This window comes from Streptomyces sp. NPDC050548, assembly GCF_044457385.1.
In the GTDB taxonomy this organism is placed as follows: Bacteria; Actinomycetota; Actinomycetes; order Streptomycetales; family Streptomycetaceae; genus Streptomyces.
Map to the genome: position 1 here is coordinate 210,673 of NZ_JBITGV010000012.1, position 11,894 is coordinate 222,566.

At 71.1% G+C, this 11,894-nt stretch carries 10 protein-coding genes and 1 pseudogene; 8 read left to right on the plus strand and 3 right to left on the minus strand.

The features are described from left to right. Positions 1-17: 17 nt before the first annotated feature. On the minus strand, positions 18-1,220 hold the full coding sequence (locus ACIBJH_RS30480) for an amino acid deaminase/aldolase (protein ID WP_399120075.1): 1,203 nt from the start codon (positions 1,218-1,220) through the stop codon (positions 18-20). Between the two features lie 2,280 nt (positions 1,221-3,500). Here ACIBJH_RS30480 and ACIBJH_RS30485 point away from each other — a divergent pair. Together ACIBJH_RS30485 and mycP are read left to right on the plus strand one after the other, a co-directional pair. Next, positions 3,501-4,373, plus strand: a complete 873-nt coding sequence (locus ACIBJH_RS30485) for a hypothetical protein (RefSeq protein ID WP_399120076.1) — start codon at positions 3,501-3,503, stop codon at positions 4,371-4,373. Further along, positions 4,370-5,542, plus strand: a complete 1,173-nt coding sequence (mycP, locus tag ACIBJH_RS30490) for a type VII secretion-associated serine protease mycosin (protein ID WP_399120077.1) — start codon at positions 4,370-4,372, stop codon at positions 5,540-5,542. Before ACIBJH_RS30485 ends, mycP begins: the two co-directional genes overlap by 4 nt. A gap of 22 nt (positions 5,543-5,564) precedes the next feature. On the opposite strand, the gene ACIBJH_RS30495 is transcribed toward mycP, so the two are convergent. After that, a complete protein-coding gene (locus ACIBJH_RS30495; RefSeq protein WP_399120078.1) occupies positions 5,565-6,563 on the minus strand; it encodes a serine hydrolase in 999 nt (332 codons plus the stop codon). Between the two features lie 150 nt (positions 6,564-6,713). Between ACIBJH_RS30495 and ACIBJH_RS30500 the strand changes: the two genes are divergently transcribed. Continuing rightward, positions 6,714-7,448, plus strand: a complete 735-nt coding sequence (locus tag ACIBJH_RS30500) for an SseB family protein (RefSeq protein WP_399120079.1) — start codon at positions 6,714-6,716, stop codon at positions 7,446-7,448. Positions 7,449-7,452: 4 nt separating this feature from the next. On the opposite strand, the gene ACIBJH_RS30505 is transcribed toward ACIBJH_RS30500, so the two are convergent. Then, complete coding sequence (locus ACIBJH_RS30505) at positions 7,453-7,824, minus strand: DUF1844 domain-containing protein (RefSeq protein WP_093624675.1); 372 nt, start codon at positions 7,822-7,824, stop codon at positions 7,453-7,455. A 339-nt stretch (positions 7,825-8,163) separates the two neighbouring features. On the opposite strand from ACIBJH_RS30505, the pseudogene infC reads away from it, so the two are divergent. The 5 genes and pseudogenes from infC to ACIBJH_RS30530 all read left to right on the plus strand — a co-directional run bounded on the left by infC (position 8,164) and on the right by ACIBJH_RS30530 (position 11,877). Next, positions 8,164-8,899: pseudogene (gene infC / locus ACIBJH_RS30510) on the plus strand (translation initiation factor IF-3). Positions 8,900-9,007: 108 nt separating this feature from the next. Then, positions 9,008-9,202, plus strand: coding sequence for a 50S ribosomal protein L35 (rpmI, locus tag ACIBJH_RS30515; protein WP_019065473.1), 195 nt, complete (start codon positions 9,008-9,010; stop codon positions 9,200-9,202). 112 nt (positions 9,203-9,314) lie between these two features. Continuing rightward, positions 9,315-9,698 carry a 50S ribosomal protein L20 gene (rplT, locus tag ACIBJH_RS30520; protein ID WP_019066261.1) on the plus strand — a complete coding sequence of 128 codons (384 nt, stop codon included), beginning with the start codon at positions 9,315-9,317 and terminating at the stop codon, positions 9,696-9,698. Between the two features lie 146 nt (positions 9,699-9,844). Next, entirely contained in the window at positions 9,845-10,684 is an 840-nt protein-coding gene (locus ACIBJH_RS30525; protein WP_399120081.1) for a TrmH family RNA methyltransferase, read from the plus strand. A 56-nt stretch (positions 10,685-10,740) separates the two neighbouring features. Beyond that, a complete protein-coding gene (locus ACIBJH_RS30530; RefSeq protein ID WP_399120082.1) occupies positions 10,741-11,877 on the plus strand; it encodes an ATP-binding protein in 1,137 nt (378 codons plus the stop codon). The last annotated feature ends 17 nt before the right edge of the window (positions 11,878-11,894 follow it).

Here is an 11,894-nt window from a genome sequence, read left to right on the forward strand (position 1 = left end):
CTGTGGACCGCGAGTTGTCACAGGAAGGTCATGCCCTCGCCCCGGTAGGTCGGGACGGTGGCGGTCACCTGGTCACCCTCGATCAGGTGCAACGCGTCGAACCGCTCGCACAGTTCACCGGCCTTCGCGTGCCGGAACCACACCTTGTCGCCGATGAGCAGATCGTCGGCGGGCGAGCCGAGCAGCGGCGTCTGCACCTCGCCGGGCCCCTCCTGGGGGTCGTAGCGCAGACCCTCCGGGAGATACGGCACCGGGAGCCGGTCGGGGCCCGCGGCGCCGGAGGCGGGGTAGCCGCCGCCGAGGACGGTCACCACGCCGACGCCCGGGCGTCGTACGACGGGCTGGGCGAAGAGCGCGGCCGGACGGGCCGTGAACGACGTGTAGTTGTCGAAGAGACGCGGCACGTACAGCCCGGAACCGGCCGCGATCTCGGTCACGGAATCCTCGGCGGCGGTGTATTGGACACTGCCGGTGCCACCGCCGTTGACGAACTCCAGATCCGGTACGACGGCCCGCACGGCCCGCACCACCTCCGCGCGCCGCTCGGCGAGTTCGCGCTTGGCGGTGGCTTGCATCAGCCGGATGGCGCGGGAACGGAAGGGCCGCCCCGCGACGGAGTCGCCCACCCCGGCGACGTGCCCCTCGTAGCCCATGATCCCGACGACCTTGAAGCCGGGACGGCGGTCCACCGTCCTTGCGATGTCCGCGAGTTGGGCGGGGGAGCGGAGGGGGGAGCGGAGCGCGCCGATGCGCACCCGGCCGCCGAGCATCCGCAGCGAGGTGTCCAACTCCAGGCAGACACGCACCACTTCGGTGCCGCCGGCGCGGGAGTCGTCGATGAGCTTGAGCTGGGCCGGGTCGTCGATCATCACGGTGACGGCGGCGGCGAGCTTGGGGTCGCTGGTCAGTTCGGCGAAGGCGGCGTGGTCGGCGGAGGGGTAGGCGAGGAGGACGTCGTCGAAGCCGGAGCGGGCGAGCCACAGCGACTCGGCCAGGGTGAAGGACATCAGGCCCGCGAAGCCGTCCCTGGCCAGGACGCGTTCGAGGAGGGTTCGACAGCGGACGGACTTGCTGGCGACGCGGACCGGCTTGCCGCCGGCCCGGCGGACGAGGTCGTCCGCGTTGGCATCGAAGGCGTCCAGGTCGACGATCGCGAGAGGGGCGTCGAGGTGGGCGGTGGCCCGGTCGTAACGGGCCCGGTCGGCGGCGCGCGCAGTCATGAACGCAGCCTGCCAGACAGGATTACCGCAGGGTAGGGGGACGTTCCGGGCAGAAGCCCCGGGGGCGTGGACTGGTTCCCGTTCGAGCGGGGGCAACCCGTAGAGTGACGCGCACGCACGGAGGAAACGCCGCCGGTCGTTCGACCGCGCCCGGGATGGCGGTCCGCCGCGGCGGGTATGCGTGCTCGGGACGACTTTTGTTTTTTTGTGTACGTGCCGGGTGAGGCGGGGTGGACGTCGGCGCGTATACGAACAAGGGCAGGAGCACACCGGCCCGCAGACGAACAAACGGTGGCCCGGGTACGAGGAAACGGGGGGTGCATGAGTACGGAAGCGCGGCGCGCCCCCGTACCGCCACACCCCACCTCGCCGCAGGCCCCTTCGGGGAGTTCGACGCAGCCCGTGAACGACACAGCAGGCGAGGACTTGGACGGACCGCATTCCGGCACGGACGCTGCGCGGGGCGGACCGGTGACGTCGGAGTCGGACGCGGCGCCGGCCGGCAGCGGCAACCAGGGCGACGGGAACGGCAGAGCCACCTGGGGTGGCGACCGGCCCGGTACGGGATGGTGGGAGGGCGGCAACGCCAGACGCGCGGCCAGACGGAGCGCCCAGGCCGACGAGGACACGGGGTTCCGGAGCAACGATTCGGCGACGGACCGCGCTGCGGGTTCGGGCAATGGGTTTGACGGGGGCTGTACTACGGCTCCGGGCAACGGGTTCGACGCGGACCGGGCTACGGCTCGGGGTAACGCGTTCGACGCGGACCGTGCTGCGGGTCCGGGCAACGGGTTCGGCGCGGGTTCGGTTTCTCCGGGCAACCGCTTCGCGAGCGGCGGCTTCGAGAACTTCGAGAGCGACGGCTCCGAGAGCGACAGCTCGGAGAACAACGGCTCGGGAGCCCGCAATGGGGCCGGAGTCGGGGCCGGTGCTGGAGCGGGTTCAGGGTCCGGTTCCGGAGCTGGAGCGGGTTCCGGGTCCGGGTCCGGTTCTGGGGCTGGCGCAGGTTCCGGGTCTGGTTCGGGTTCCGGCGCCGGAGTCGGTTCTGGGGCGGGTTTCGGAGCCGGGGCCGGGGCCGGTGCTGGAGCCGGTTCGGGTTCCGACGGCTCGTCGGCAGCAGGCTCCTCCGACACCCGGCCGCGTTTCCCCGGCCTTCGTCCCTTCTCGCCCGCTGCCGCCGACGCCGTGAGCCCGCCGCCTCCACCCGCCTCGGCCCGCTTCCCTGACGCCCCGCCGCCTCCCCCCGCCTCCGCCCGTTTCCCTGACGCCCCGCCGGCATCCGCGACCGACCCGCGCCGCGCGAACCCCGGACGACCCGGCACCGTTCCGCCCCGGCCGCCTCATCGACCCACGGCGGCGACGGGGGCCAACGAACCACCCCGGGAGACCGGGCCGGAGACGAGCACACCCCTCCGCCCGACCCCGCCGACAGCCTCCGAAGCCTCCGACACCCCGCCCGGCCCACCACGCCCTGCGCCCGAGGCTCCGCGCGAGACACCCGAGCGACCGCGCCAGGACCCCACCCGCCCGGCGGCGACGCTGCCTGGCTCCGCTGTTCCGTCCCGTCCTGCGGGTGAGGCTCCGAGTCAGTCGTCCGATCGGTCGCGGCAGGAGTCGTCCCGCGCGGCGACGCCGCCTGGTTCGGCTGTTCCGTCCCGTCCCGTGACGCCTCCCAGTTCTGCTGTTCCGCCCCGGCCCGCGACGCCCCCCGGTCCCGCAGAACCGTCACGGCCCGCGGCCGAGGCCGTACCGCCGACGGTTGACCGGCAGCGTGACGCCCCCGCCCGGCCGGTAACACCCCCGTCGCGTCCGGCTGTTGCTCCCGACGACCCGCCGGAGGCCACCTCTCGGCTGAGGCCGTCTCCCGCCGCCCCTTGGCGGGGTGAGTCGTTCACGGATCCCACGGGCGGTGCGCCCACGCGCGGTGTGTGGTCGCCTTCCGGTGCCGGTGCGCCGTATCCCTCCTCAAGTACCGGTGCTGGTACCGGAACTGCCGGATCCCGGCCCGCCGATGCCCCGCCCGCCGGCCCCACCGCCGAAGGCACTGGCACCGGCACCGGCACCGCCCCTTGGGCATCTGCCGCTCCCAGCACCCCGGTTCAGCCCGTTCCCGCACCCACCCCCGTCCCTGACGCCATCGGTACCAGCGCCTGGTCGCCCGCCGCCCCCGGCACCCCCCTCCGCCCCGCGTCCGAAATGCCGCGTCCCGGGGCCAACTCCGGTCCTGATCCGGCTTTTTCCTGGAGTTCGCCGGTAACTCCCGCCGGAGGGCGGCCGGTTGTGACGTTCGGGGAGCCCGAGGGGTACGACGCGCGGGTACGGCCACGGCCGTTGGGGTCGCGGATACGGTCCCGTACCGCCGCTGTCGCCGCCTGTGTCGTGCTCGGTCTCGGGCTCATCGGCGGTGCGGTGACCGGGAGTTGGCTCACCGGCGACGGCGGGGACGACGGCGGTGCGAGCACCTTCGCCGCCGCAGGGCAGTTGTGGCACAGCGTGCCCGTCGATCAGTTGTTTCCGCCCACCGTCCAGGGACAAGGCGCGGGCCCCGGCGGCGCCGACCGCACCTGGACCCGGATCGCCGTCGCCCCGGACACCGGCTGCACGGGCGCCTTCGACCCGCTGCTGAGCAAAGTGCTCGCCCCGGTCGGCTGCCAACGGCTCCTGCGCGCCACCTACACCGACGCCACCCAGAGCTATGTCACGACGGTCGGCCTCCTCTTCACCAGGGCCGACATCACCGCGATGACCTCGCTGTCCAACCGCTTCAAGAGCGAGAAGCTCGGCGACCGGACCGACCTTCTGCCCCGCCCGTACGCGGCCAAGGGCACGGTCGCCGCCGCCTTCGGCGACAAACAGCGGGCCTCCTGGACCGTCTCCGTCCTCACCGACGCGCCCGTCGTCGTCTACGCCGTCTCCGGCTGGGCCGACGGCCGTACCGTCGACGCACCCGAACCCGCCGACGAAGCCGTCACCTCCGGCTCCACCACGGCTCCCGCGCAGTCGGGTCTCGGCAACGAGGCGGAGGGGCTCGCCGACCGTGTCGAGCGGAGCCTGCGCAAGACCGTCGACTCACCCTCCGAGACCTCGGCTTCCGAGACGTCGAAAACGTCGAGGACCGCGCCGACCTCGCAGGCCTCGGAGGGGAACTCATGAGCGTCACGTCCCGCCGGGCCGGGCTGGTGAGCGCCCTCCTGGCCGCCACCCTCGCCCTGGTCCCGTCCACCGTCGCGCACGCCGACGGCATACGTGCCCAGGAGTGGGCCCTGGACGCCATGAACACCCAGGAGATCTGGGGGACCACCAAGGGCAAGGGCATCACCGTCGCCGTCCTCGACACCGGCGTCGAGGCCGACCACCCCGACCTCGTCGGCAACGTCCTCACGGGCAAGGACATGGTCGGCTTCGGGGCGAAGCCGGGCGACCGGGCCTGGGCCCGGCACGGTACCGCCATGGCCGGCATCATCGCCGGGCACGGACACGGCCCCGGCGACGAGGACGGCGTCATGGGTGTCGCCCCGGAGGCGAAGATCCTGCCCGTCCGCGTGATCCTCGAAGACGGTGACTCCGCCCGCAGCAAGGCCCGCACCACCCGGGGCAACGCCCTTGCGGACGGCATCCGTTGGGCCGCCGACCACGGCGCCGACGTCATCAACCTCTCCCTCGGCGACGACTCCGCCTCCGCCCACCCCGAGCCCGCCGAGGACGAGGCCGTGCAGTACGCCCTGAAGAAGGGTGTCGCCGTCGTCGCCTCCGCGGGCAACGGCGGTGAGAAGGGCGACCACGTCTCCTATCCGGCCGCCTACCCGGGGGTGATCGCCGCGACCGCCGTGGACCGCTACGGCACCCGCGCCTCCTTCTCCACCCGCCGCTGGTACGCCACGGTCAGCGCGCCCGGCGTGAACGTCGTCATCGCCGACCCCGACCACAAGTACTACGAGGGCTGGGGGACCAGCGCCGCGTCCGCCTTCGTGTCGGGCGCGGTGGCGCTCCTCAAGGCGGCCCACCCGGGGCTGACCCCGGCCCAGATCAAGAAGCTCCTCGAAGACACCGCCCGCAACCCCCCGGCCGGTGGCCGTGACGACTCCCGGGGCTTCGGCTTCATCGACCCCGCCGCCGCGATCAAGGCCGCCGCCGCCCTCAAGCCGACGAGCCTGCACGCCGCCTACGGCAAGAAGTACTTCGGCGCGGGCCCGGACCCCGTCAAGACCGACAGCCGTACGTCCGACTGGGCGGGCTCCCTCGCGGGCAGCGTCGGCGGAGTCCTGCTCGTCGCGGCGGTCGTCCTGTGGCGCGGCCGACGCAGACGGCCCGAGGGCTTCTAGGGTCCACGGGAGCCTGCGAGCGTCAGTCGGTGGCCGACGCGGAGGCCGACGTGGAAGAGTCGGACCCCGCGAACGCCGCGACCCCCGCCTTCGCCGCCGCCTCGATCAGCGTGATCCCCTTGTTCTGCGTCGTGCTGCCCTTCGACAGCACCGCGATCAGGTACTCGTGCCCGTCCGGCGCCGTCACCCGCCCGATGCTGTTGACGTCCCACAGCCCGGTCGTGCTCCGCGCCAGCCAGCCGTTCTTCAGCCGCCACTGGGAACCGTCGGCCGCCGCCGACACCCCCCACTGCTGATCGGCCTCTATCTTCCCCATCAGCCCCTGGATGTACGACTTCGAGGCCGAGCTGAGCTTGGAGTCGTCCCCGAACACCTGCTGGAGCAGGGTGAGTTGATCCGCGGCCGTGGTCTGGGTCAGCCCCCAGAGCGGGCCGTCGCCGCCCTTGGTGCCGGTCAGCCCGAAGGTCTTGTTGGCCGCGTCGAGCCCGTCCGCCGTGCCGATGATGTTCCACAGCGCCGTCGCGGAGTTGTTGTCGCTGTTCTCGATCATCGTCGTGGCGTACGACTTCTCCGTCGAGGTCAGCTGCCGCCCCGCCTTCTGCGCCTGCAGCAGCAGTGTGGCCAGGATGTCGACCTTGACGATGCTCGCCGTGTCGTAGGCCGCGCCGCCGTACGTCGCGCTCTCACCGGAGTCCACGTCGAGCACGGCGACCGAGACCTTCTGGTCGCCGGCCGGGGTCACCGCCTTCATGGCCTTGGCCAGCAGCGCGTCGTAGTCCACCGCCGGCTGTGTCACCGGTTCCACCGTCGCCTCCCCGCTGCCCGATGCCGACGCCGATGCCGAGGCGGACGGCGCCGCGGCCGACGATACGGGGCCGGAGTGCGCCTGGGCCTTCACGTACACGGTTCCGGCCGCCGTACCGCCCACCACGGCGACGGTGGCGAGGGCGGTGTAGAGGAGCGGACGGCGCCGGGAGGGACGCGCGCGGTGGTTTCGGCGGGCGGCTCTGGAAGACTCCATGCCCGCGATGGTGGGGGCGGCGACTGTGCGAACCGTGAGACGAAAGTTAGATGTCTGTCAACGGTTTCTGAGAAACGTGTGAAACCTGTGTCTCCCGCGTTTCAGGACCCGCACAAGCCCAGCAGGATCCCCCCGATAGGGTCGGTCACCGTGGCGAACAAGAACATTCCCGACTCCGGCTACTCCGACGACGACGGCTCGGCCGATCCCGCACTGAGCGCGGCGCTCGCCGCCTGGGCCGAGGACCGCACCGCCGTGGACCCGGTCCTGGCGGCCCTCAAGGGCGCCCGGCTGCTCGTGCCCGTGGTGGCCGTGCTCGGCGAGGTCGAGGTGGACGAGAACGGGCTGCGCCGCGAGAAGACCAGCGACATGGCCGTCCCCACCCTGAAGGCCGGCGGTCGCACCGCGCTGCCCGCCTTCACGTCCAGCGACTCGCTGGCCCGCTGGGACCCGGCGGCGCGACCTGTGGCCGTACCGCTGCACCAGGCGCTGCAGGCCGCCGTGCACGAGAAGGCGGACACGATCGTGCTGGACCTGGCCGGGCCGGTGTCCTTCGAGCTGTCGGGGCCCGCGCTGCTGGCCCTCGCCGAGGGGCGGACCAGCGTGGACCCGCTCACCGATCCGGCGGTCGCGGAGGCGGTCCGCTCCGCGCTCGGCAACATGCGCGGGGTACTCCGTGCCTATCTCGGCCCCGGCCCGGGGGACGGCACCCTCGCCCTGGTCTTCGAGCCCGCCGTACCGCACGCCGCCGGCATCCACGGGGTGGCACGTTGGCTCGCGGCCGAGGAGACGCTGAGGGCCCGCCTGGTGCACGGCCTCGACCTGGCAGTGCTGCCGGCCGGGGCGACGCCTCCGGGCGAGCCCTTTTACGTACGTGTGGGGTGAGCCGCTAGCCGTAGACCGGGCCCGTGTACTTCTCGCCCGGACCCTGGCCCGGCTCGTCGCGGACGAGGGAGGCCTCGCGGAACGCCAGCTGGAGCGACTTCAGACCGTCGCGCAGCGGCGCCGCGTGGAAGGAGCTGATCTCGGTCGTGCTCGCGTCGAGGAGCCCGGCCAGGGCGGTGACCAGCTTGCGGGCCTCGTCCAGGTCCTTGTACTTGTCGCCCTCGTCGGTCAGACCGAGCTTCACGGCGGCGGCGCTCATCAGATTGACGGCGACCGTCACGATCACCTCGACCGCCGGGACCTCCGCGATGTCGCGGGTCAGGGCGTCGAAGTCGGGGGAGTCGGGATTCACGGACTCGGGGGGCGTGTCACTCATGCCCCACACGATAGGGCCCGGTGTACGGCGGTTCGCACCACCCCCGGGTAGCTGCTAACCTTGTGTGATGACCGGCCAGGCACTCGCGTGCCCGGCCAACAAGTGGAGGCTCCGATCTCCCACCTGACTGTCCTCACGGACGGCGGGTCACCCCCGGTCAGGCGGTCGCCATCGTTCCGTACGGACGATGGAGTCGCCCGAAAGCGCGCCCCGCGATCATCGCGGCGGTGCTCCGGCAGTGCTTTGGAGCCCCGTCTTGTGATCGTCCGGGGCATTTTTCATGTTCCGGCGCGGTTGGGTCTGTCTAACAGAGACAACGCGGCCGTCCGCCAGATGGCCGTGTGGTGCTAACCGAGGAGGATCCATCAGCACCGAGCCCCGTATCAACGACCGGATTCGCGTTCCCGAGGTTCGACTTGTCGGCCCGAGCGGCGAACAGGTCGGGATTGTTCCGCTTGCCAAGGCCCTGGAGCTCGCGCAGGAGTACGACCTCGACCTGGTCGAGGTGGCGGCGAACGCACGCCCGCCGGTCTGCAAGCTCATGGACTACGGGAAGTTCAAGTACGAGTCGGCCATGAAGGCCCGTGAGGCGCGCAAGAACCAGGCGCACACGGTCATCAAGGAGATGAAGCTCCGGCCGAAGATCGACCCGCACGACTACGACACCAAAAAGGGTCACGTCGTCCGGTTCCTCAAGCAGGGCGACAAGGTCAAGATCACGATCATGTTCCGTGGTCGCGAGCAGTCCCGGCCCGAGCTGGGCTACCGACTGCTGCAGCGGCTCGCCACGGACGTCGAGGACCTCGGGTTCATCGAGTCGAACCCGAAGCAGGACGGCCGAAACATGATCATGGTGCTCGGCCCGCACAAGAAGAAGACCGAGGCGATGGCCGAGGCCCGTGAGGCCCAGGCGGCCCGCAAGGCGGAGGCGAAGGCCAACCCGGGCAAGTCGCAGAACGCCGCGGAGTCGGACTTCGAAGGCGAGGACATCGAAGGCGAAGTCATCGCTGACGAGGACGTCGCCGCCGAGGTCGAGACCGTCGAGGCCCCGGCCGAGGCTCGCGCCGACGCCTGATCCCCGGACGCCAGTCCAGGGACGTAACCGAAACAAGAGCGACGCTCCACCTGTGCCCGGTTTCACGACCGGGCACCGGAGCGCCACCGACGAGGAGATAACGGCGCTATGCCGAAGAACAAGTCGCACAGCGGTGCCAGTAAGCGCTTCAAGATCACCGGCTCCGGCAAGGTGCTCCGCGAGCGCGCCGGCAAGCGCCACCTGCTTGAGCACAAGTCGTCCCGTGTGACGCGTCGCCTCACCGGCAACGCCGAGATGGCCCCGGGCGACGCCAAGAAGATCAAGAAGCTTCTCGGCAAGTGACGTACGCGGCGCGTGATCAATAGATCTTTTCGCGCCGTACGTCTGGACCGGGACCCCATCGATTCCGGGCCGTGTGAGTCCCACCACGGCCCCGCTACAAGGAGTTAAACAAGTGGCACGCGTCAAGCGGGCAGTCAACGCCCACAAGAAGCGCCGGGCGATTCTCGAAGCCGCCTCCGGCTACCGCGGTCAGCGTTCGCGTCTGTACCGCAAGGCCAAGGAGCAGGTCACCCACTCGCTGGTCTACAACTACAACGACCGCAAGAAGCGCAAGGGCGACTTCCGTCGGCTGTGGATCCAGCGCATCAACGCGGCTGCCCGCGCCAACGGCATCACCTACAACCGCTTCATCCAGGGTCTGAACGCGGCCAACATCGAGGTCGACCGCAAGATCCTCGCGGAGCTGGCTGTCAACGACGCCGGTGCGTTTGCTGCGCTGGTCGAGGTTGCTCAGAAGGCGCTGCCCAGCGATGTGAACGCGCCTAAGGCTGCGTGACGCCGGCTCTCGCCGTGAGTTGAAGGGCCCGCAGGTTTCTTGCCTGCGGGTCCTTTGTCGAGTGCGGGTTCGTTGTGGCTGGTCGCGCAGTTCCCCGCGCCCCTGAGGGAATCCCCGCGTCCTGAGATTTGAAGGTGAAGTAGAACATGTCCCCGGACCTCATCTCCTCCCGCTCCCCTCGCGTCGCTGCTGCCCGGCGCCTCGCTCGGCGGAACTTCCGGAGCAAGGAGCGGCTGTTCCTGGCCGAGGGGCCGCAGGCCGTGCGGGAGGCCGCCGGGTACAAGGACACGCTCGTCGAGTTGTTCGCGACCGTGGAAGCCGCGGAGCGGTACGCCGACATCGTCGGGGAGGCCCGTGACGCCGGTGCCCGGGTGCATCTTGCCGATGAGCAGGTGATCGCCGACATCTCGACCACCGTCACCCCGCAGGGGCTCGTCGGGGTCTGTCGGTTTGTCGATACTCCGTTCGAGGAGATCCTGAAGGACCGGCCCAAGCTTGTCGCCGTCCTTGCCAATGTGCGCGATCCCGGGAACGCCGGCACCGTCCTGCGCTGTGCCGATGCCGCCGGTGCCGAGGCCGTCGTACTGACCGACGCCTCTGTCGATCTCTACAACCCCAAGGCCGTACGGGCCTCCGTGGGTTCCCTGTTCCATCTGCCCGTCGCTGTCGGGGTGCCCGTAGAGCAGGCCGTGGCCGGGCTCAAGGAGATCGGGGTGCGGATCCTCGCCGCCGACGGGGCCGGGACCGACGACCTCGACGACGAGCTGGACCAGGGGACCATGGGCGGGCCCACCGCCTGGGTGTTCGGGAACGAGGCCTGGGGGCTTCCGGAGGAGACCCGCGCGCTCGCGGACGCCGTCGTGCGGGTTCCGATCCACGGGAAGGCCGAGAGCCTGAACCTGGCCACCGCCGCCGCCGTATGTCTGTATGCGTCTGCGCGTGCACAGCGCGGCTCCGGAGGGTGCCGCTCCGTCACCGACAGCTAGTAGGGTGACCAGCTCGGGGGCCACCTGCGCCGTATGAGAAGAGGTGGGGTACGGGGATGACTGTCGGCACGAGCAGCGCGCCGGGAGCACGGGGCGTGCCCCGGCCGTCCGCGGCCCGGCACGACGACCTCACCGGCCTCGGCATCGACCCCGACGAACTGGCCGACGGCCTGGTCGTCGCCGACGAGCACGGCCTTGTCGTCTGCTTCAACGCCGCCGCCGAGCGCATCACCTCCGTCCGTGCCGCCGACGCCCTCGGACAGCGGCTGGAGAAGGCCCTCCCCTTAGAGGACCTGGAGGGCCGCCGCTGGTGGCAACTGACCGATCCCTATGGGGGGTTGGCCATCCGGGTGCGGCAGCCGGAGCGGAATCTGCTGCTGCCGGGCGGGCACGAGGTTCTTGTCACGGCTCGCTATGTTCGTTCGGAGCCCCTCGGTCCGGTCCGTCGGGTCGTCGTCTCGCTGCGGGACACCGAGGCGCGCCGTCGCACCGAGCGCAGTCACGCCGAGCTGATCGCCACCGTCGCCCACGAACTGCGTTCCCCACTCACCTCCGTCAAGGGCTTCACCGCGACCCTGCTCGCCAAGTGGGAACGCTTCACCGACGACCAGAAGCGGCTGATGCTGGAGACCGTCGACGCCGACGCCAACCGCGTCACCCGGCTCATCGCCGAACTGCTCGACATCTCCCGCATCGACTCCGGGCGGCTCGAACTGCGCCGCCAGCCCGTCGACATCGGCGCGGCCGTCGGCCGTCACATCCAGGCGTACGTCGCCGCCGGCCAGCCCGCCGACCGGTTCATGCTCCGCGTCGAACAGCCGCTGCCCGACCTGTGGGCCGACCCCGACAAGGTCGACCAGGTGCTGAGCAACCTCCTGGAAAATGCGGTGCGCCACGGCGAGGGAACCGTCACCATCGACGTCACGGCCTCGGCCTCTCCGCGCGAAGGGGAGGAGACCGGCACCTCGGTGACGGTGAGCGACGAGGGCCCAGGCATCCCGGAGGAGTCCATGAACCGCGTCTTCACCCGCTTCTGGCGGGGCAGCAAGCGCGGCGGCACCGGGCTCGGGCTGTACATCGTCAAGGGCATCGTCGAAGCCCACGGCGGCACCATCACGGTCGGCCGGGCCCCCGGCGGCGGCGCCGAGTTCCGATTTATGCTGCCCGTGGGCACCCCGGCGTATCTCCAGTAGCGCCGACCGAGGACCCA